19 protein-coding genes, 3 tRNA genes and 1 pseudogene are annotated in these 20753 nt (G+C 68.8%); 17 read left to right on the top strand and 6 right to left on the bottom strand.

Going from position 1 to position 20753, the window contains the following annotated elements:
• Positions 1-7 precede the first annotated feature (7 nt).
• The 10 genes from QFZ52_RS04110 (at position 8) to QFZ52_RS04155 (ending at position 10559) form a co-directional block, all read left to right on the top strand.
• The gene (locus QFZ52_RS04110; protein WP_307496370.1) at positions 8-637 is read left to right on the top strand and encodes a TetR family transcriptional regulator; all 630 of its coding nucleotides are present in this window, start codon (positions 8-10) and stop codon (positions 635-637) included.
• A 47-nt stretch (positions 638-684) separates the two neighbouring features.
• Positions 685-1857 carry a tRNA dihydrouridine synthase DusB gene (dusB, locus tag QFZ52_RS04115; protein WP_307496371.1) on the top strand — a complete coding sequence of 391 codons (1173 nt, stop codon included), beginning with the start codon at positions 685-687 and terminating at the stop codon, positions 1855-1857.
• Positions 1858-2039: 182 nt separating this feature from the next.
• Positions 2040-2975, top strand: coding sequence for an ABC transporter ATP-binding protein (locus tag QFZ52_RS04120; protein WP_307498648.1), 936 nt, complete (start codon positions 2040-2042; stop codon positions 2973-2975).
• Positions 2972-3781: an ABC transporter permease gene (locus QFZ52_RS04125; RefSeq protein WP_307496372.1), complete on the top strand. Its 810-nt coding sequence runs from the start codon at positions 2972-2974 to the stop codon at positions 3779-3781. Before QFZ52_RS04120 ends, QFZ52_RS04125 begins: the two co-directional genes overlap by 4 nt.
• Before the next feature lie 17 nt (positions 3782-3798).
• Positions 3799-5004, top strand: a complete 1206-nt coding sequence (locus QFZ52_RS04130) for a sensor histidine kinase (RefSeq protein WP_307496373.1) — start codon at positions 3799-3801, stop codon at positions 5002-5004.
• A 3-nt stretch (positions 5005-5007) separates the two neighbouring features.
• Positions 5008-5631 (top strand): response regulator transcription factor, encoded by a 624-nt coding sequence (locus QFZ52_RS04135; protein WP_307496374.1) that lies wholly within the window; start codon positions 5008-5010, stop codon positions 5629-5631.
• Positions 5632-5713: 82 nt separating this feature from the next.
• Positions 5714-7063 carry an ATP-binding protein gene (locus QFZ52_RS04140; RefSeq protein WP_307496375.1) on the top strand — a complete coding sequence of 450 codons (1350 nt, stop codon included), beginning with the start codon at positions 5714-5716 and terminating at the stop codon, positions 7061-7063.
• Between the two features lie 116 nt (positions 7064-7179).
• Positions 7180-8445: a deoxyguanosinetriphosphate triphosphohydrolase gene (locus tag QFZ52_RS04145; RefSeq protein ID WP_307496376.1), complete on the top strand. Its 1266-nt coding sequence runs from the start codon at positions 7180-7182 to the stop codon at positions 8443-8445.
• Between the two features lie 76 nt (positions 8446-8521).
• Positions 8522-10414, top strand: a complete 1893-nt coding sequence (gene dnaG / locus QFZ52_RS04150; RefSeq protein WP_307496377.1) for a DNA primase — start codon at positions 8522-8524, stop codon at positions 10412-10414.
• A 72-nt stretch (positions 10415-10486) separates the two neighbouring features.
• Positions 10487-10559: transfer RNA gene (locus QFZ52_RS04155), tRNA-Asn, on the top strand.
• Between the two features lie 99 nt (positions 10560-10658).
• Here QFZ52_RS04155 and QFZ52_RS04160 read toward each other — a convergent pair.
• Both QFZ52_RS04160 and QFZ52_RS04165 read right to left on the bottom strand, forming a co-directional pair.
• A complete protein-coding gene (locus QFZ52_RS04160; protein ID WP_307496378.1) occupies positions 10659-10919 on the bottom strand; it encodes a hypothetical protein in 261 nt (86 codons plus the stop codon).
• Between the two features lie 23 nt (positions 10920-10942).
• Positions 10943-11548 (bottom strand): TetR/AcrR family transcriptional regulator, encoded by a 606-nt coding sequence (locus QFZ52_RS04165; RefSeq protein WP_307496379.1) that lies wholly within the window; start codon positions 11546-11548, stop codon positions 10943-10945.
• Positions 11549-11609: 61 nt separating this feature from the next.
• Here QFZ52_RS04165 and QFZ52_RS04170 point away from each other — a divergent pair, with 61 nt between their 5' ends.
• Both QFZ52_RS04170 and QFZ52_RS04175 read left to right on the top strand, forming a co-directional pair.
• On the top strand, positions 11610-12878 hold the full coding sequence (locus tag QFZ52_RS04170) for an MFS transporter (RefSeq protein WP_307496380.1): 1269 nt from the start codon (positions 11610-11612) through the stop codon (positions 12876-12878).
• A gap of 83 nt (positions 12879-12961) precedes the next feature.
• Positions 12962-13034 (top strand) — tRNA-Asn (locus QFZ52_RS04175).
• A gap of 99 nt (positions 13035-13133) precedes the next feature.
• Here the strand turns inward: QFZ52_RS04175 and QFZ52_RS04180 are convergent.
• From QFZ52_RS04180 to QFZ52_RS04190, 3 genes are all read right to left on the bottom strand, one after another.
• Positions 13134-13697: a GNAT family N-acetyltransferase gene (locus tag QFZ52_RS04180; protein WP_307496381.1), complete on the bottom strand. Its 564-nt coding sequence runs from the start codon at positions 13695-13697 to the stop codon at positions 13134-13136.
• Positions 13698-13784: 87 nt separating this feature from the next.
• Positions 13785-14102 carry a GlsB/YeaQ/YmgE family stress response membrane protein gene (locus tag QFZ52_RS04185; RefSeq protein WP_307496382.1) on the bottom strand — a complete coding sequence of 106 codons (318 nt, stop codon included), beginning with the start codon at positions 14100-14102 and terminating at the stop codon, positions 13785-13787.
• Positions 14103-14111: 9 nt separating this feature from the next.
• A complete protein-coding gene (locus tag QFZ52_RS04190) occupies positions 14112-15305 on the bottom strand; it encodes a multidrug effflux MFS transporter (protein WP_307498649.1) in 1194 nt (397 codons plus the stop codon).
• 250 nt (positions 15306-15555) lie between these two features.
• On the opposite strand from QFZ52_RS04190, the gene QFZ52_RS04195 reads away from it, so the two are divergent.
• The 5 genes and pseudogenes from QFZ52_RS04195 (at position 15556) to QFZ52_RS04215 (ending at position 19507) form a co-directional block, all read left to right on the top strand.
• On the top strand, positions 15556-16404 hold the full coding sequence (locus QFZ52_RS04195; protein WP_307496383.1) for a phage holin family protein: 849 nt from the start codon (positions 15556-15558) through the stop codon (positions 16402-16404).
• 57 nt (positions 16405-16461) lie between these two features.
• Positions 16462-17055: pseudogene (locus QFZ52_RS04200) on the top strand (CDP-alcohol phosphatidyltransferase family protein); the annotation flags it as partial.
• 125 nt (positions 17056-17180) lie between these two features.
• Positions 17181-18089 carry a DMT family transporter gene (locus QFZ52_RS04205; RefSeq protein WP_307496384.1) on the top strand — a complete coding sequence of 303 codons (909 nt, stop codon included), beginning with the start codon at positions 17181-17183 and terminating at the stop codon, positions 18087-18089.
• 42 nt (positions 18090-18131) lie between these two features.
• Entirely contained in the window at positions 18132-19328 is a 1197-nt protein-coding gene (locus QFZ52_RS04210) for a glycosyltransferase (protein ID WP_307496385.1), read from the top strand.
• A 105-nt stretch (positions 19329-19433) separates the two neighbouring features.
• Positions 19434-19507: transfer RNA gene (locus QFZ52_RS04215), tRNA-Ile, on the top strand.
• Positions 19508-19889: 382 nt separating this feature from the next.
• On the opposite strand, the gene QFZ52_RS04220 is transcribed toward QFZ52_RS04215, so the two are convergent.
• On the bottom strand, positions 19890-20447 hold the full coding sequence (locus QFZ52_RS04220) for a hypothetical protein (protein ID WP_307496386.1): 558 nt from the start codon (positions 20445-20447) through the stop codon (positions 19890-19892).
• Between the last annotated feature and the right edge of the window lie 306 nt (positions 20448-20753).

A 20753-nucleotide genomic window follows, 5' to 3' on the forward strand; every position in this document is an offset into this window, starting at 1 on the left:
TCACGGGGTGGAAACAGAACAGCCCAGCCTGAGGGAGCGCCGCCGCGCCCAGACCCGGAGGGAACTCGCCGCCGCCGCGGCCGAGCTCTTCACCGCGCAGGGGGTCGTGGCCACCACGGCCGAGGAGATCGCCGCGCGCGCCGCCATCTCCCTGCGCACCTTCTACCGTTACTTCCGCACCAAGGAGGAGGCCATCGCGCCGCTCCTGGAGATCGGCGCCGAACGCTGGCAGGACGCGCTGCGCGCCGTGCCCGCGGGTTCGGACGGCAAGGAGGCCGTGACGGCGGCGATCCGTCATGCGCTCACGCCTCAGGACCGGGAGACCGCCGACGGGATGGAGCTCATGCGCAATCTCCTGATCGCCGCGGAGGAGGATGCGGACCTGGCCGGAGTGTGGGCCGTGGTGAACGCCCGTTCGGAGCGCGAACTCCTGACGGTCATGGCGGATCGTTTCGGTCCCGCGAACAGCCTGCACCTGAGGCTCCACGCCACCGCGGCCACCGCGGCCGTCCGGGTGGGGCTGGAAGCCTGGGCGGCGGACGTGACCCCCACCCCCGGGGACGGCGACGGCGGGCCCGGCCACCCGGCGTCGTCGCTCGCGGTCGAGGCCTACCGCAGGCTGTCCGCCGGCCTCTGAGGTGGGCGCGGCGCGCGCGATTTGCGCCGTTGCGGGACAATGGAGGGGTGACCCTTGAAGCACTTCCCACCAGAATCGAGCTGCCGCCCCTGAAGCTCGGCGACATCACCGTGGACACCCCCGTGGTGCTCGCGCCCATGGCCGGCATCACCAACAAGGCCTTCCGCCGCCTCTGCCGCGAGTTCGGCGGGGGTCTCTATGTCGCGGAGATGGTCACCTCCCGGGCACTTGTGGAGCGGTCCCCGGAATCGCTGCGGATCATCGAGCACGATGACGATGAGGAGGTCCGCTCCGTCCAGCTGTACGGCGTGGACCCTGTCACGGTGGGCGCCGCCGTCCGCCTGCTGGTGGAGGAGGACCGGGCCGACCACATCGACCTGAACTTCGGCTGCCCCGTCCCGAAGGTCACCCGCCGTGGTGGCGGTTCGGCGCTGCCCTGGAAGATCGACCTGTTCACGGCGATCGTCCAGACCGCCGTGCGTGAGGCGTCCAAGGGAGACATCCCGCTGACCATCAAGATGCGCAAGGGCATCGACGAGGACCATCTGACCTACCTCGAGGCCGGTCGCATCGCCCGCGATGCCGGGGTGGCCGCCGTCGCGCTGCACGGCCGCACGGCGAGCCAGTTCTACTCCGGCAAGGCCGACTGGGATTCGATCGCGCGTCTGCGTGAGGCCCTGCCGGACATCCCCGTGCTGGGCAACGGCGACATCTGGAGTGCGGAGGACGCCGAGCGCATGGTGCGCCAGACCGGCGTCGACGGCGTGGTGGTGGGCCGTGGCTGCCAGGGCCGTCCGTGGCTCTTCGGTGATCTGCAAGCCGCGTTCGACGGCCGGGAGGACCGCATCCGCCCGGGTCTGCGCGAGGTGGCGGACGCGGTGTACCGGCACGCCGAGCTCATGATCGACACCTTCGGCGACGAGGGCAAGGCCCTGCGGGACATCCGGAAGCACATGGCCTGGTACTTCAAGGGCTACGTCGTGGGCGGGGACCTGCGCGCCCAGCTGGCCGCCGTGCCGGATCTGGCGACCCTGCGCGGCCTGCTCGACCAGCTGGACATGGAGTCCCCGTACCCGGGCGTCGACGCCGAAGGTCCCCGCGGCCGCGCCGGGACCCCGAAGAAGACCGCGCTCCCGGACCGCTGGCTCGAGAGCCGCAGCCTGAACGAGGAGCAGCGCGCCACCATCAAGGCGGCCGAACTGGACGTCTCAGGCGGCTGAGGCGGCTGAGGCCGGGGCGCCCCGCCCCGCCGCCCCCGCCGGCGTCGTCCCGGCCATGACAGATGTCATGCCCGGGACGTGACGCACGGCGGAGGTCCTCGCACCCGCGCCGAGGTCGAATGGAGAGCGAGGGAGAGCGCACGCTCTTCCGCATCCATCCGGCAGACGGGGAACGCGAGGACATGATGAGCCAGCTACTGGCCGTGGACGCCCAGGGCCTCCACAAGAGTTTCGGGACGGTCCAGGCCGTCCGTGGCCTGGACCTCCAGGTCAAGCCCGGCGAGGTGGTGGCCTTCCTGGGCCCGAACGGCGCCGGCAAGACCACCACCATCGACATGATCCTGGGGCTCTCCGAGCCGACCAAGGGCAGCGTGAAGGTGTACGGCGGCACGCCGCGTCAGGCGATCGCCCGGGGCCAGGTGGCCGCCGTGATGCAGACGGGCGGCCTGCTGAGGGACATCACGGTCAAGGAGACCGTGCAGCTCACGGCGGCCATGTTCGACTCGCCGCGGCCGGTGACGGAGGTCCTGGAACGCGCCGGGATCGAGAACCTGGGCGACCGCCGGGTGGAGAAGTGCTCGGGAGGCCAGCAGCAGCGCCTCCGCTTCGCGATGGCCCTGGTCTCGGACCCCGGACTCATGATCCTGGACGAACCCACCACCGGCATGGACGTGGCCGGACGGCGCGACTTCTGGCACGCCATCCGCCAGGACGCGCAGCGAGGCCGCACGGTCGTGTTCGCCACCCACTACCTGGACGAGGCCGACGCCTACGCTGACCGGATCGTCCTGGTCCGCCAGGGCCGGGTGGTGGCGGACGGCACCGCCGCCGAGATCAAGAACCTCGCCGCCGGCCGCACCATCCGCGCCGCGCTGAGCCACGAGGACCCCCGGCTGGCCAGGCTCCCCGAGGTGGACTCCGTGGAGTACGACGGCGCCCGGGTCACCCTCCGCTCCCAGGACTCGGACGCGGTGCTCCGCTTCCTCCTCACCGAGACCGACGCGCATGACGTCGAGGTCAGCGCCAACAACCTGGAGGACGCCTTCGTGGCCCTCACCGGTGACGACGCCGAACCCGCCGTCGAATCGGCCCTCACCGGAAACGAGGCCCGGGCATGAGCGCCACCACCGGCACCGCCCCGGACGAGCGGGCCGCCATCAACCTGACCGACCGCAGGCCCGCGAACGGAGGGATCAACCCCACCTTCCTCTGGATCGAGATCAAACGGATCCTGCGCAACCGCCGGACCCTGATCTTCACGCTCGTGGTTCCGGCCGTGTTCTTCGCGGTCTTCGGCCTCGCCAACAAGAACCAGATGCTGCCGGGCGGCCAGCACAGCTATGGGGAGTACATCCTCATCAGCCTCACCGTCTACGCCGCGATGACCTCGGCCACGGGGTCCGGGGCCCAGGTCGCGGTGGAACGCGCCCAGGGCTGGTCCCGGCAGCTGCGGCTGACGCCTCTGCAGCCGGGGGCGTACATCGCCGTCAAAGCGGTGTCGGCCCTCGTCATGAGCTTCATCGCGGTCGTGGCCCAGTTCACCGTGGGCGCGATCTTCGGGGTGCATTCGGACGCGGCGACCATGGTGGTGGCCGGCCTGGCCGCCTGGCTGGGGTCGCTGGTCTTCGCCGCGCTGGGCCTCATGGTCGGGTACCTGATGCCGAGCCAGAACGTCATGCAGATCCTCGGCCCGGTCCTGGCGATCCTCGCCATGCTGGGCGGACTGTTCATGCCCGTGCAGATCATGGGGGATACCTTCGTGGAGATCGCCAAGTGGACCCCGGCCTACGGGATCGGGCAGATCGCGCGCAGCCCCCTGACCCAGGACTGGGACTGGCTCTGGGTGCTGAACGCCGGGGTGTGGCTCGCCGTGTTCGTGACCGGGGCCGCGCTGGCCTTCCGCAAAGACACCAAGCGCGTCTGAGCTCTAGATTGGTTCTCATGGAAGAGACGCGGGAGACCCCCGGCCGATGGGTCAGCTGGCGGTCCGGGGCCGGGCCCCGGAGCTGGCTCATCGGCGCGGGGTTCTCGCTGCTGCTGTGGACCTGGCCCACGTATGCCACGGTGTGGGCGGATGAGGCCACGGACCCGGGGCACAAGGTCCTGGCCACGGCGCTGACCCTCGTGTTCTTCGCCTGCTACGCGTTCGGCCCGCCCTATGTGTGGTGCCGTCCGGAAGGCCGGGACAGCGACCGTGCGGTGGTGCTGGTGATCTCCGCCCTGGTGCTCAGCAATCTGCTCGTGGTGCTGTCGCTCGGGACGGCCGCCCTGTGGACGTGGACCTTCCTGGCCTGCGCGATCGCCATGATGCCGCTGCGGGCACGCCCGAGGTTCCTGATGATCGGAGCCCTCGCCGTGGCATCGCTCCTGATCCAGATGCTGAGTGGCCAGCCCGAAGCCGGATTCCTCCAGGGTTCCCTGGTGATGTCCCTCGGGTTCATGATGATGGCCTTCGCCCGGCAGATCCAGCTCCGGCAGCAGCTCGAAGCCACCCGGAAAGACCTGGCCGTCGCGGCCGTCGCTGCCGAACGGGACCGGATGGCGCGGGACATGCACGACATCCTGGGACACTCCCTGACCGTGGTCGCCGTGAAGGCCGAACTCGCGGGCCGTCTGCTGGAAGCCGACCCTGCCCGCGCCGCCCGGGAACTGGCGGACATCGAGGACCTGGCCCGCGGAGCGCTCGCTGATGTGCGGGCCACGGTGGCCGGGTATCGCGGCGTGAACGTCGTCGCGGAGCTGGCCCAGGCCCGAGGCGCCCTCGCCTCCGCAGGGATCGAGGCCGAGCTGCCCGGCTCCGTGGACGAGGTTCCCGCTGCGCACCGGGAACTCTTCGGCTGGGTGGTGCGGGAAGGGGTCACGAACGTGGTCCGGCATTCCCGCGCGGCCCACTGCCGTATCACCCTCACCGCGGACGGCGTGCAGGTGGACGACGACGGCGTCTGGCGCCCCGCGCTCGCCGTCCCCGCGGGCGCCTCCGGAGGCGGCCGTGCCTCCTCCGGCGGCCCCGGAGACCCTGCCGTTCCGCACTGGAGTGGACAGGGGACCGGCTTGGACGGCCTGGCCGAACGGGTCAGGCAAGCGGGTGGGACCCTGAGCACGGGACCCTCGGATCTGGGCGGCTTCCGCCTGAAAGTGGTGATGTAGCCCATGGCGCAGGACGGAGTGATCCGCCTCGTGATCGCGGACGACCAGGCCCTCGTGCGGGGCGCGCTCGCCGCCTTGCTGGGACTGGAACCGGACATCGAGGTGGTCGCTGAGGCGGGGGACGGCGAAGCGGCGCTCGCCTCCGTGCGCGAGGAGCGGGCCGACGTCGCGCTCCTGGATGTGCAGATGCCGGGGCTGGACGGACTGGCGACGGCGGAGCGGCTGCGCCGGGAGTCGCCGCAGTGCCGGGTGCTCATGGTGACGACGTTCGGCCGGCCCGGTTATGTGCGGCGCGCGCTGCAGGCCGGAGCCGCCGGGTTCGTGGTCAAGGACACCCCGGCGCGACAGCTCGCGGATGCGGTCCGCAAGGTGCACGCCGGGCTGCGGGTCATCGACCCGTCCCTGGCGGCCGAGTCGCTCGTGGCGGGGGAGTCCCCGCTCACCACGCGGGAGGTCGAGGTGCTCCGGGTGTCCGCGCGGGGCGGCACGGTCGCCGACATCGCGCGCGAGGTATTCCTCTCGGAGGGCACCGTGCGCAATCACCTCTCGGCGGCCATGGCGAAGACGGGCGGGCGGACCCGCGGTGATGCGGCACGGATCGCCGCGGAGAACGGTTGGTTGCTCTAGCCGAACGACCCTGGCCGCGCCGGTGCGGCCCGTGGCATGATGTCGGCACCCTGGCGAAGAGGCCGGCGAAGGAGCTGATGTCATGACCACCTGGAAGATCCGCGATTTCCACGCCTCGGATGTGGAGGGGATCCTGCACCTCTGGGAATCCCTCAAGGCGTCCGGCGTGGACTCCGTCTACGATCTGGCCGAAGTGCTCGCGTCCTGCGAGAAGGACCATGCCGTGGTCGCGGTGCACGGCGACACGGTGGTGGGGGCCGCCGTCGGACGCGCGGCGCATGACCAGGGCTGGATCGTCTTCCTGGCCACGCTCCAGTCCTGGCACGGGCAGGGCATCGGCACCTCGCTGCTCGCCGGCGTCGAGCAGCGCATGGCGTCCCTCGGCCTGAACAAGCTGTCCGCGCTCATGCCCACCCAGGAGACCCGGGTGGAGGCGTTCCTGAACCGCGGCTTCCAGGTCAAGGCGGATCTGCGGTACTACGAGCGGCGGATCCCCATCCAGCGGGCCGAGCTCGGGGCGCTGGAGCAGCTCGGCGGCCGCATTCTGCCGCGCGATCTGTGGGAGAAGGTCGCGGGCATGACCCGGGAGAAGCAGCTGCTGGAACGGCGGCTCGTGCTGCCCCTGGCGGAAGGCGAGCTGGCGGAGGAGTTCGGCGTAGTGCCGCCGCGCGCCGTCGTGCTCTTCGGCCCTCCCGGGACCGGCAAGACGACCTTCGCCAAGGCGATCGCCTCTCGCCTGGAATGGCCGTTCGTGGAAGTCTTCCCGTCCCGTCTCGCGGCCGATCCTGCGGGCCTGGCCGGCGCCCTGCGCGAGACGTTCCTGGAGATCGCGGAGCTGGAGCATGCGGTGGTGTTCATCGATGAGGTGGAGGAGATCGCGGCCCAGCGCTCCGGCGAACCGCCGTCGCCTCTGCAGGGGGTGACGAATGAACTGCTCAAGATCATTCCGGCATTCCGCGATCAGCCCGGCCGTCTCCTGGTGTGCGCCACGAACTTCATCCGGTCCCTCGACTCCGCCTTTCTCCGGCACGGGCGCTTCGACTATGTGATCCCGATCGGCCTCCCGGACGAGGAGGCGCGGACCGCCATGTGGCAGCGGTTCATCCCCGCGAGCGTGCTGGCGGACATCGACATCCAGGCTCTCGTGGACCGCAGCGAGGGGTTCTCGCCGGCGGACATCGAGTTCGCGGCCCGCAGCGCCTCCCAGCGGGCTCTGGAGAAGGCGGTGTACGACGCCGGTGGCTCGGCTCCCGCGGCTGCGGACGGTGCTGCCTCCGGTGCTGCCTCGGGCGGTGCTTCCGGCACCGGAGCCGGCCGGCGCGGCCCGACCACGCGCGACTACCTGGAGACGATCGCCGACACCCGGGCGACGGTCAGCGAGGAGGTCCGCGAGGCGTTCCTGGAGGACATCGGAACGCTCGCCCGGACCTGAGTGCCCCCGGGCGGTTCAGCGGGCCGGTTCTGCCCTGAGGTGAAGTCGGCGGAAAATCCGTGGGTCTCGGCGTCATGGGCAGGGGGAGAGGGCGGTGCTCTGACTAGACTGAGGGCGTGAGTGACGCACAGTACCCGGCCCACGCTTCCGAACGCTGGGTCGCTGAGCCGGCCAAGAACACCTACCGCTCCGATTTCGAACGGGACCGGGCCCGGGTGCTCCATTCCTCCGCGCTCCGCCGGCTCGGGGCCAAGACCCAGGTGGTCGCCCCGGACACCGATGACTTCGTCCGCACGCGGCTGACCCACAGTCTCGAGGTGGCCCAGGTGGGCCGCGAACTCGGGCGGGCCCTCGGCTGCGATCCGGATGTCGTGGACACCGCCTGCCTCTCGCATGATCTGGGGCATCCGCCGTTCGGTCACAACGGCGAGTCCGCCCTGAATGATATCGCCCATGACATCGGAGGCTTCGAGGGCAACGCCCAGACCTTGCGGCTGCTCACCCGCCTCGAGCCGAAGGTCGTCGCCCCGGACGGCACACCCGCCGGACTGAACCTCACCCGCGCCAGCCTGGACGCCTCCTGCAAGTACCCGTGGCAGGCCGCCGACGCCCCCGTGATCCACGGCCGCCGCACGAGCAAGTTCGGCGCCTACGAGGACGATCTCCCGATCTTCGACTGGGTCCGGGACAACGCCCCGGCCGGTCAGACCTGCATCGAGGCCCAGGTCATGGACCTGGCCGACGACATCTCCTACTCGGTGCACGATGTGGAGGACGCCGTGGTGGCGGGCCACTTCCAGCTGCGCTGGATGGACAATCCGGATCACCGCGCCCGCGTGGTGGGCTACACCCGGCAGTGGTACCTGCCCCATGCCGATCCGGCCGAAGTCGATGAGGCGCTGAGCCGCCTCGAGAAGACCGCCGTCTGGGTGCGGGAGGCCGACGGCAGCCGGAAGTCCATGGCCGCCCTGAAGAACATGACCAGCCAGCTGATCGGCCGGTTCTGCCAGAGCGCGCTGGAGGCCACCCGCTCGGTCTACGGCCCGGACCCTCTGACCCGGTACAACGGACAGCTGATGGTGCCGGAGGAGACGGTCATGGAGATCGCCGTCATGAAGGGCCTGGCCACCACGTTCGTCATGACCACGGACCACCGTCAGCCGATCTACGAGCGGCAGCAGGAGGTGCTGCGGGCTCTCGTGAGCGCGCTGACCGCCACGGGGGACAAGCACCTGGAACCCATGTTCGCCGCCGACTGGCGTGCCGCGGACAGCGATGACGCCCGCTTCCGGGTCGTCATCGACCAGGTCGCGTCGCTGACCGACGGATCGGCGCTGAGCCTTCACGAACGCCTCGTGGGCAGCCTGCCGTCGCTCTGGTGATCCCGCCGGTCTCCGTCCCAGTGCCGCACCACCCACCGCGGCCGTCCCGGCTTGCCAGCCGGACTAGGATGGAACCGTGGCTGGACTGATCAAGCGGGAAGACATCGAGGCGGTCCGCCAGCGCACCGACATCAAAGAGGTGGTGGACGGGTACGTCACCCTCCGCAGCGCGGGCATCGGCTCGTTCAAGGGACTCTGTCCTTTCCATGACGAGCGCAGCCCCAGCTTCCACGTCCGCCCGCAAGTGGGCACGTACCACTGCTTCGGATGCGGTGAGAGCGGCGACGTCATCTCCTTCGTGCAGAAGATGGACCACCTCTCCTTCAGCGAGACGGTGGAGAAGCTCGCGGCCAAGGTCGGCATCGAGCTCCGCTACGAGGATGGCGGCACCGGACCGCGCCGCGAGGACGTGGGCAAGCGCCAGAAGCTCCTGGACGCCCACAAGATCGCCGCGGAATTCTTCGCCGCCCAGCTCCTGACACCCGGCGCCATCGAAGGCCGCCGCTTCCTGGCCGAACGTGGTTTCGACCGCGCCGCCGCCGAGTCCTTCGGCGTGGGGTTCGCCCCGCAGGGCTGGGACGGACTGCTCGGCCACCTGCGCACCAAGGGCTTCCGCGATGAGGAACTGGTGCAGACCGGCATGTTCTCCACGGGGCGTGAAGGGTCCGGCCGGCTGTATGACCGTTTCCGGGGACGGCTGATCTGGCCCATCCGGGACATCACGGGCGACGTGATCGGCTTCGGCGCGCGCAAACTTTTCGAGGACGACAAGGGTCCGAAGTACCTCAACACCCCGGAGACCCCGCTCTACAAGAAATCCCAGGTCCTGTACGGGATCGACAAGGCCAAGCGGGACATCGTGCGCGGCCGGCAGCTCGTCGTGGTCGAGGGCTACACGGACGTCATGGCCTGTCACCTCGCGGGCGTCACCACCGCTGTCGCGACCTGTGGCACGGCCTTCGGTGGGGACCACATCAAGATCGTGCGCCGGCTCCTCTCGGACGACGGTACCGGTGGCGAGGTGGTCTTCACCTTCGACGGCGACGCCGCGGGCCAGAAGGCGGCCCTGCGCGCCTTCGAAGAGGATCAGCGTTTCGTGGCGCAGACCTACGTGGCGGTCGAGCCGTCCGGCGCGGACCCCTGTGAACTCCGGCAGCACCGGGGCGACCAGGCCGTGAAGGATCTCATCGACAGCCGCAGGCCGCTGTTCGAGTTCGCCATCCGGGTGGGCCTGAAGAAGCACAATCTGAACACCGTGGAGGGCCGGGTCCAGGCCCTGCGGGAGGCCGCGCCGATCGTGGCCCGGATCCGCGACGGGTCGTTGCGTCCCGCCTACACCCGCGAACTGGCCGGTTGGCTGGGCATGTCCATGGAGGAGGTGTCCCGGGCGGTGCAGACGGCCGCGCGCCGGGCCGCGGCGGCGCCGTCGTCGTCGTCGGGCGATCAGGGGGGAGCGGCCGTGCAGGAACCGGCGGACAGCGCGCCGCTGTACGGTCGCCCGGATCCGCGCGATCCGGCGGCGGCCATGGAACGGCAGTCGCTGGAGGTCGCCTTGCAGCAGCCCCAGGTCCTCGACGAGCGTCACTGGCAGATGTTCTCCCAGGCCCACTTCGTGGTGCCCGCGTACCAGGCCGTCCACACGGCGATCCGCGCGGTGGGCACCGCGCGCGGATCCGACCCCGTGACCTGGGTGGAGACGGTCCGCGAAGAGGTTCCGGAGCCGCTGAGGGGCCTGGTCTCGGAGCTCGCGGTCGCGATGATCCCGGCGCCCGATGAGGATGCCCTGATGCGGGCGTGCCGGGACATTCTGGCCCGCCTATTCGAGCTGGACATCACGCGCCAGAAGGCGGATCTGCTGGGTCAGCTGCAGCGCATGGGCGCCGACGCCGATCCCGCCATGGTCCAGGGTCTGAACCGGCAGCTGCTCTCCTTGGAGATGGAGCGGCGGTCGCTGCGCCAGACCGCCTGAGCGTCCCCGGGCGGGTGCGGGGCTCGATTTCATGTTCGGGCCCGGGCTCTGGTAATGTCTTACTCGCTTCGATCCTCCTTAGCTCAATTGGCAGAGCATTCGACTGTTAATCGAAGGGTTGCTGGTTCAAGTCCAGCAGGAGGAGCTTGCGCCCCGGGTGGGCGGCCTGAAACGGCCGCTGACCCGGGGTTTTTCTTTGCCCGGAAAGGCTCTAGTGAGCCGGGAAAGACCTGGGGGGAGCCGCTCAGCGCTCTGACGGCGTCCGCTGCGGAGCGTCCACGGGCTTCCGGGAGGCCTGAGTGGCCCACAGGGCGCCGATCAGACGTTCGGTGCACCCCACGAGCACCAACAGCCCTCCCAGGAGGGAGACGCGGAATCCGCCGGTCACGAACGCGTCCATGGCCACGAGCAGCAGTCCGATGCCGATCAGCAGCGGGCCGAACGTCCCGTCGGCCTTCCGCGCGCGTTCCGGTCCTGGTGTGTTCTGCGTCTCCTGTGGCGTCATGACGGCCAGACTACCTGTCCGGCTCAGCGCCCGCTTGTCACGCGTTCTTCAAAGGCCGTCCACCCCGGTCCCAGGAGGGCGAACGTCGCCTCCAGGGATGCCCGGGGATCCTCCGTGCGGTCGAGGAACGCCCAGGTCTCCAGCGCGTAGTGGGAGAGGACCTGGATGAACGGGTCCGTGGCGGGCAGGCCGAGCTCGTCGGCGATGGTCAGGATCAGAGCCTTCTCATGCCGCATCCACATGGACCGCTCGTACTCGCGGAGGGACGGCGCGGCCTGGACCATCGCATCGAAGGCCGCCACTTGCGCGCCGTACTGCTCGTGCTCCTCAATGACCGCGCGGAGCCACTGGTGGATGGCGGTGCAGATGGTCATGCCCGGCTCGCGATTCCTGACCGCGGCCAGGAGGGCGTCCCGGATCTCGTCGTCCTCGTCGTAGACCAGGGCTTCCTTCTGGGGGAAGTGGGCGTAGACGGTGGCGAGGGAGACGTCGGCCCGCTCGGCCACTTCCTTGATGGTCACGGCGTCGAAGCCACGGTCCTGGAAGAGTTCGAGCGCTGCATCCGAGATCGCCTTGCGGGTCGCGGCTTTCTTGCGTTCCCGGCGTCCCGGGGTGGTGGTGTCGGCCATGCTCACCAGGATAGTCGCTCTAAAACTAGAATGACTCTAGTTTCAGTGCTACTCTAGCGAAATGTCGCTGAACTCCTCGCCTCCAGCTCCGCCGCCATCTCCGCGCCGCGCCTGGTTCATGCTCGTCGTCCTCACCATGCTCACCGTCGTCGGCATGACGGTCGTCCTGCCCGTCATGCCGTTCATCGTCCAGGAGTACCTCCCGCACGGAGATCCGAACCTCGCCATCTGGGTCGGCGTCCTGGAAGGCGTCAACGCCCTGTGTGCCTTCCTCGCCGCCCCCTTCCTCGGCGGCCTCTCGGACCGCGTGGGCCGCCGGCCGGTCATCATCATCGCTTCGTTCGGCGCGGTCATCGGCTACCTGGTGTTCGGCATCGGAGGATCCTTGTGGATCCTCCTGCTCGGCCGTGTCATCCAGGGCGTCACCGCCGGCGACCTCCCGGCGCTCTTCGCCTACACGGCGGACATCACGCCGGCCAAGGACCGCGCCAAACGTTTCGGTCTCCTCGGGGCACTCAACGGCATCGGCTTCATGGTCGGCCCGGCGCTCGGCGGGCTCCTCTCCGCCATCGACATCCGGCTGCCCGTCTTCGCCACCGCCGTCGTCGCCCTGCTCGTGGCGATCCTCTCGATCTTCCTGCTGCCCGAGTCCCTCTCGCCCGAGAACCGCACCCCGAAGCTCGCGCTCGAGGAGCTGCACCCGGTGAGGGTCCTCTCCGACGCCTTCCGCCGGCCTGGGCTGCGCGGTCTGTTGCTCGTGTTCGCGCTGATGATGATCCCGTTCGCCTTCTTCACCAACAACTTCAGCGTGCTGGCCATCGACGCCGTCGGCTGGAGTGCGGCCCAGATCGGCTTCCTGGTGGCCGTCATCGGCGTCCTCGACATCGCGGTGCAGGGCGGCCTGCTGGCTGTACTGCTGCCGAGGATCGGCGAGAAGAAGACCATCATCATCGGCATTCTGGGGCAGGGTCTCGGATGTGCGGCGCTGGCCATCCTCGCTTCGGTGCTGGCCCAGCCGTGGCTGCTCATCGCGGGCGTGCTCATGCTCGGGGCCTCGCAGGGCCTCACGCAGGCGCCGCTGGACGGCCTCATCTCCAGCTCCGCGGGCGACGACGAGCAGGGCCGCGTGGCCGGAGCGCTCCAGGCGGTGGGGTCGGCCATTCAGATGGCCGCGCCGATCGTGGCCGGACTCCTGTACAGCGGAATCGCCCACCTGGCCCCGTACCTGCTGGGTGTGATCTTCATCGTGGCCGCGGCGGTGGTCTTCTCCCGGCTGAAGCTGCCGCGCGGCGCCCAGGAGGCGCCGCTCGGGGAAGAAGCGGTGCTCTGAGTCGTCGTACCTGAAGCGGGGCAGCGGGCGGGGCCCGATTTCGTGTTCGGGCCCCGCCTCTGGTAACGTCTTACTCGCTTCGATCCTCCTTAGCTCAATTGGCAGAGCATTCGACTGTTAATCGAAGGGTTGCTGGTTCAAGTCCAGCAGGAGGAGCTTGCGCCCCGGGTGGGCGGCCTGAAACGGCCGCTGACCCGGGGTTTTTCTTTGCCCGGGTTCTGTGTCCGGACTCCGCGCCCGGGCGTGCGACGGCGGTCAGCGGACCGGGTTCAGGGCCTCCCAATCACGGCGCAGCAGCCCGTAGACCCATGAGTCGGAGACGACGCCGTTCACGATGCAGTCCTCGCGCAGCGTCCCTTCCAGGACGAAGCCGAGCTTCTCGAGCACCCGGGCCGAGGGCGCATTGCGGGTGTCGGCCTCGGCCTGCACCCGGTTGAGGTCCAGGGCGCCGAACGCCCACTGCAGCAGTGCCCCGGCGGCTTCGGTGGCATGGCCCTGGCCCCAAGCGGACTGCCGGAGGCAGTATCCGAGGGACGCGCTCCGGAAGTCCGGATTCCAGCTGTTGAAGGTGATCCAGCCGAGGAACGCGTGATCGGACCGCCGCTCGATGACCAGCCGTGTGCCGGTGCCCTCCTCGGCCATGCGCCGGTTTCCCGCCAGGAAGCGCTCGACGGCGGAGCGTTCCGTCCACGGTGGCGAGTCCCAGTACCGCAGCACCTCGGCGTCGCTGTTCAGGGCGAAGAGATCCTCGCCGTCGGCCTCGGTGAACGGCCGCAGACGCAGACGGGCGGTGTCCAGGGTGGGAGGGGGAAGAATCATGCCGCCATCCTGCCACGGTCGACCCGCCGCGGTACCCGGGACGTGCGCGTGTGCAGGTGCGCGCGTGAGCGGGGACCCGGCCCGGGCCTACTTCCGGTTCCGGCCCGACGGGCCGGGGTTGAGCCGGTAGAGCACCGCGGCGCCGATGAGGGCGCCGAACACGATTCCGAGGGCGCCTTGCCCGATTGCGCGGCCTGCGAAGTATCCGAGCACGCCGCCGATCACGGCACCCACGAAGAGGCCCCGCCCATTGCGGTGCGCCTTCTTCCCGGAGCGGGGGTCCGTCGGGTCGCGACGCCAGGGGGCCGCCACCCGGGCGCCGGACGCACGCAGGGCCCGTGCGCGCTCCCTCGCCCCGCGGAAGGGGGAGGTGCGGCGTGGGCGCGGGGCGTCGTCGTGGGTCACGTGGCCAGCCTAGGCGATCGCGGGGACCGAACGGGGCCGGATGATGAGCCAGAGGCTCAGGATCCCGACTCCGATGCAGGCGATCATGATCGCGGCCATCGGCACGGCCGAGTCGGTGCCGAGCAGCCCGACCACGGGGGAGAGGAGGCCCGCCGTGAGGAAGGTGCTCGCACCCAGGAGGGAGGCCGCGGTCCCGGCCCGGTCACCGTGGCTGGCCAGGCCGAGCACCTGGACGCACGGGAAGCAGAAGCCGGTGCACATGATGTAGAACCACAGCGGGATCGCCAGTCCGAGGAGCCCGGCGTGGGAGGCGTCCGCCACGATGATCAGCAGGGCGGAGACGATCTGACCGACCGTGGCGAAGGCCAGGATCCACTGGGGACCGACCTTTCTGATCAGCCGGGAACTGATCTGGACGCCCGCCACGATACCCAGCGAATTGATGCCGAACAGGTAGCCGTACTGCTGCGGGGTGAAGCCGTAGAGCCGTTCGAACAGGAACGGGGAGGCCGAAAGGTAGGAGAACAGCCCGGCGAAGTTCATGCCGGCCATGATGAGCACCCCCACGAAGATCCGGTCCGTGAACAGCACGCGGTAGTGGCTGAGCACGCTGGTGCCGGACACGCGACGGCGCTCCGCCGGAAGGGTCTCGCGGACCAGGAACAGGCAGCCCAGGATGACGAGCGCGCCATAGCCGGCCAGGAAGAGGAAGATGCCGGGCCACGGGGTGATGAGGAGCAGCTGGGAGCCGATCACCGGGGCCAGAATGGGTGCCAGGCCGTTGACCAGGGACATGGCGGCGAACATCCGCACCATCGAGTATCCCGCGAACAGGTCGCGCACCATGGCCATGGAGACCACGCCGCCGCCGGCCGCGCCGATGCCCATGAGGACGCGGAAAATGCCCAGCGGCACGATGTCGTGCGAGTAGGACGCGCCGATCGAGGCCAGGATGTGGAGCGCGGTGGCGCAGAGGAGCGGCACCCGCCGCCCGACCTTGTCGCTGAGTGGGCCCACCAGCAGCTGACCCAGGGCGAAGCCGACGGTGGTGCCCGTCAGGGTGAGCTGCACGGCCGCCTGGCTCACGCCGAGGTCCCGTTCGATCGCGGGGAACGCCGGCAGGTACAGATCGATGGTGAAGGGTCCCAGCGCGGTCAGGGCGCCGAGAATCAGGACGTAGGTGATCTTCTGCCGCCGGGACATGGCGGAGCCAAGGGAAAGGGTGGGGGTGGTCACCTCCACTATCTTAAGCGGCTGCTCCACCCCGGGAAGGGGCGCGAGGACCGCTCGATGCAGGTGAACGCACATGAACATGGCGACGGCGGAACCTCCACGGCCGTGGCGCAATGATAGTTTTGTCCAAGGCGGGGCTGTCCTCCAGAGGTCGGTCTGCCGCCACCGTGGCCATGGTCACGGCCCTTTCTATCCGTCGAGTCGATGTGAGGCGAAACTGATGAGCGGACGCCATGCGAGCACCGTACGGCCCCAGACAAGCCTCAAGGCGCTTCCGGCGACAGCCCGGAGTGCGGCCCAGCTGTTGCCCCGCCAGATCCAGGACGAGATCACCCTCGCCCAGATGGAACTCAAGGACAAGGGCGTCAAGGTAGGCATCGCCTCCGCCGGTTTCGTCGCCGCCCTCCTCTTCGTGGGGCTGCTCGTGATCGCACTGGTGGTCGCCGCCATCATGGGTCTGGCCACCATCATGCCGGCCTGGCTTTCCGCTCTCATCGTCTCCGCCGCGTTCCTGATCATCGCCGGCATCGGCGGTCTGTTCGGGTTCCTCAAGCTCAAGTCGGCCATGCCGCTGATGCCGGCCGAGGCGATCCGAGGCTTCAAGCACGATCTGGGGATCGTCAAGGAAGGCAGCGCGTTCGACGCGACCATCCTCGACCCGGAGTCGCCCGCCGCGAAGGCCGCCGCCGAGGCGAAGGCCGCAGCCAAGGCCAAGGCCCGCGAAGAGGCGGAGGCCAAGGCGAAGCAGAAGCTCGCCGAAGAAGGCCCCGCTCCCACGCAGCAGCAGATCATGGCCCGCCTCGATGAGCGCCGCGCCCACCTCACCGGCATCCGCGACGACCTGGGTGTCCAGCTCGACGTCAAGACCCAGGCCCAGGGCTTCGTGTCCGAGGTCAAGGAACGCGCCGAGTCCGTCCGTGAGTCCGCGCAGCAGCGCTTCGCCGGCGCCACCGCCGGCGAGAACGGCGGCATCGCCGGTGAGCTGGCCCAGCGCTGGAAGCCGATCGCCGTGGCCGTGGCGGCGGGCACCGCGTTCGTGGTCCTTCTGCGCAAGCTCATCAAGTCCTGACACGTTCCCGGCTGGAGCCGGGCTGGTTCGACGGATTCGCACGGAGGAAGGGGGAGGATGAAGCTCATCGGCGCTGGCGCACGCCCTGGCGTGCCGCAAGTCGACCATGACCGCATCCTCACGGTCCCCAACGTCCTCACGGTGATCCGGTTCCTCGGCGTCCCGCTGTTCATGTGGCTGGTCCTGGGCGTCCACGAATACGGCTGGGCCGTGGCGGTGCTCGCCGTCATGGGGTCCACCGACTGGGTGGACGGCTATGTGGCCCGTCGTTTCGACCAGACCTCCAAGCTCGGACGCATCCTCGACCCCGCCGCCGACCGCCTCGCGCTGATCGCCGTGGCGGTGACCCTGGTCCTGGCCGGCGTCGTGACGTGGTGGTATCTGGCCGCCCTGCTGGTCCCGGATCTGATCCTCGGCGCCGCCTCCCTCCTGTACTTCCGCAGCCACCCGGATCTTCCTGTCAGCGTCGTCGGCAAGGTCCGGACGGCGCTGCTCCTGCTCGGAACCCCGTTGCTCGTGCTGTCCGAGTTCGCCGGCGGGCGGCCCCTGGCCATCACGGCCTGGGTGCTGCTCGGACTGGGCCTCGTGGGTCACTGGATCGCGGCCATCGGGTACTTCGCCGCCATCATCCGCAAAGGCCGACCGGTGCGGGAGGCGCGCGTCGCCGGGCACCGGGATGAAGCGGACCCGGCCGGTGCGGCTGGCGACGTCGACGGCGGCGCGCGGAACGGCGTCGTCGGGCGCCCTGAGACGGGGGAGAAGGACGGTGAGGACCGGTGATCTGGTTCGCAGTCATCCTGGCGATCCTCGGCGCGTTCTGCCTGGCGATCGGCGCCCAGCGGCAGGGGAGTGCCGTCAAGGCGGACACCGGTGGTCTGGCCCTCGGCTCCAGCAGCTTCGTCCGCCTGCTCCGTAACCCCCGCTGGCTCCTGGGCCTCGCCCTGCTCGCCGGCGGCATGATCATGAACTGCATCGCGCTGATCTCGGCGCCGCTCACCGTGATCCAGCCGATCGGCGCGATCGCGCTGGTGATCACCACGATCGTCAACTCCAAGGACCAGGGCCTCAAGATCAACCGCGCCACCGTGGTGGCGATCTCAGCCTGTGTCACCGGCTCCGCGCTCTTCGTGCTGCTGGCGGTGAATGCCACGCAGGAGAACCACCATGTGGCGGCGTCGGATGAACTGGCCGTGGTGCTGCTGTTGGTCCTGGCCGTGGGGGTGTTCGGCTCCCTGGCCGTGGGCTTCCGGCATCGTCTGAACGCTTTCGTCTACATTCTCGGGGCCGGTGTGCTGTTCGGTTTCGTGGCGGTTCTGACCCGCATCATCGGCCGCCACCTGCTGGACCCGAACGGCCAGTTCCTGCTCAATGTGCCGTGGTACACGGTCGTGGCGATCGCGGCAGCGGGTGGCCTCGGCTCGTGGTTCGTGCAGAGTGCCTACTCCGGAGGCCCGCCGGATCTGGTCATCGCGGGCCTGACCGTGATCGACCCGATCGTGGGCATTGCGATCGGCGTCACCATCCTCGGTGAGTTGCGTCCCGATGTGCAGCCGGTGATCGGGATATCCATGATCGCAGCGGCATGCCTTGCTATCGTTGGGGTGATCGCCTTGTCCCGTCACCATCCCGAGGTGACCAAGCGCAAGAAGGAAGCTGCACGGAAATCGGCCGGTAAATCGGCCTAGGGCCACAGCCCGCGACCCACCAACGCCAGGAGAACCTCACCCATGACGTCCACCGACGGCAGTAAGCCCCTGACCATTCTGATCGCCGCGGACACCTATCCGCCGCATGTGAACGGGGCCGCGCAGTTCGGCTACCGTCTGGCCAAGGGCATGACCGCTCGTGGGCACAGGGTGCACGTCCTGGCCGCCCGCCCTGACAAGGGCAAGAGCTACACCGAGTTCCGGCCGGAGGGCACGGTGCACCGGATCCGCTCCCACGCGGTGCCCACGCACGATTCGTTCCGCATTACCTTCCCGTGGGAGATCAAGAAGGAGATCGCACTCCTCTTCGACAAGGTGCAGCCGGACGTGGTCCACATCCAGAGCCACTACATGATCGGCGAACACGTGCTGTACGAAGCCGTGAAGCGCGGCATCCGTGTGGTGGCCACCAACCACTTCATGCCGGAGAACCTGAACCCGTTCCTGCCGTTCCCGCAGTGGTTCAAGGACATCGTCGGCCGCATCTCCTGGAAGGATATGGGCAAGGTCATGGGTCAGGCCGACGTCGTCACCACCCCGACGCCTCTCGCCGCCCGCGCCATGCACCAGCACGCCTTCCTGCACCAGGTGCTGCCGCTCTCCAACGGCATCGACACCCCGGCGTACGAGCTGCAGCCCGGTGAAGTGGTGGAGAAGAACCCATACCCGACCATCCTGTTCGCCGGCCGTCTGGCCGAAGAGAAGAACATCGACGTCCTGATCAAGGCGATCGCCCGGCTCCCGAAGGAGCTGAACGTCCACCTCGAGATCGTGGGCGGCGGCGAGGTCCGTCCTGCTCTGGAGCAGCTCGTGGCCTCCCTGGGTCTGGGGGACCGCGTCCGGTTCCTGGGCCTCGCGCCCGACGATGAGCTGCGCCGCGCCTACATCCGTGCCGACCTGTTCTGCATGCCGGGCACGGCGGAGCTGCAATCCCTCGTGACGCTGGAGGCCATGAGCGCATCCACGCCCGTCGTGCTGGCCAACGCCATGGCGCTGCCGCACCTGGCCGACGACGGCGTCAACGGCTACCTGTTCGAACCGAACAACGTGGTCGACCTGACCGAGAAGATCCGGCTGGTCCTGGACCAGCCGGAGGAGGCCCGCAAGGCCATGGGTGACGCCAGCCACGAGATGGTCCAGAAGCACAGCTTGGAGAACACGCTGAAGACCTTCGAAGACATCTACCGCGGCGCCGCGTACGAGGACCTCCAGGTCTGAGACTTCGCGCCCTTCGGGGCGTCTCCATGACAGGTACGACGGCGGCCGCCGGGTAGACTGTCCGGGTGCCGTTTCGGGGTCGTGGACCTCGAGGCGGCGCCCCGAGGGGGTATAGCTCAGCCGGTTAGAGCAGGGGACTCATAATCCCTTGGTCCTGGGTTCAAGTCCCAGTGCCCCTACCGCGTTATATTTAGACAAACCAGTGAACCAAGAACTTTGGGGATCAGCGGTTTCAAGGTCATCCCCGTCGTTCTGACGGGGATGATTTTGTTTTTGGACGATGTCCGAGAGGCGAAGGGCCTGAATTTGGGCCGTTGGTGTCATCAGGCCCTGCTCGGCAAGCCTGCGGTGAAGCCGGGCAATCGAGTATTCGCCGCAGGTGTTCTGGATGATCGCCCGTTCGAGATGGTAACGGGCAGAATGCCAACGAGCGTCGCCGCTCGTTCTTCAGAGCTGGCTGCCCAGGGGTGTCCCTGCCGTATTGACCCATCGTGGCTGGTATCGCGCCAGAATGGAGGCCAAAATCCGGCCATGCAACCGACTCGTTGAGCTCGCTCCGCTTCACCGCAGGGTGGATCCTTCGTTGATGGTGAAGACGATTTCGGCGGCAGCGGACTTCACTTCGCTCAGTCGGAGCTCTTCTTCATGAGCCCGGGAAGCCAGTCCTTCAGTCCGTGTCGTCCACTCTTGAAGGACCGCGGCCGAGATCTGCGAGAGGATCACACCGATGAGGCCGGCGAGTCCATGTTTGAGCTCTTCGAGGTTGGTGTTGGTGATCAGCAGCCGCCGATCCTCGACGTGCAACTCCACCGCGGGGTAACCGGCGTCGCTGAGCCTCTGTCGGACATCATCCCCGCGGAGCAAATAGATTTCCCGGATCTCGGGTCGGCGAGTGAAGACTGCCGGCACCGTGTATCGAGCCGGAGCTTGAGCGGTTCCGAGTTCGGGTGGAAGAGCCGTAGCCAAGACGCCCGTGAGGGCGAGAGGTTCGGTGGGTGTTGTCGTGGTCATGACGGGTTCCGCCGTTTCGTATCGATGCGCTGTCGATTCCACAAAGTGGGTGGCGGCTATGGGTGCGCTCGATCGAGCGCTATTCCTCTGCGAGGTGAGCGCGATCATGCCCGCCCTCGTTGTCCCAGCCTTCCGCCGCGTCTTCATCGTTACGAGGAACCATGGTGGTGTCCTGCTCGGTGAGGTCCGGGGACGTTCTTGGCTGAGTCTTCGGGGGTGCGTCTTCTGGTACTCGGTCGCGACGTCCCGACATACTTTAAGTCTACGCCTCCGAGGAGTCACCGCGCGGGCTCAGTCTCGGTTTCTCACGGATTTCAGTTTTTAGGGAGGAGAATAGGACAGGAGCTGTCGGTACGGCATTCATCGAGGACGACAAGCACTAGGGGATGCCCCTGACGGGTGCGGAGCGGGGAC

This window comes from Arthrobacter woluwensis, assembly GCF_030816155.1.
Lineage (GTDB): Bacteria > Actinomycetota > Actinomycetes > Actinomycetales > Micrococcaceae > Arthrobacter_E > Arthrobacter_E woluwensis_A.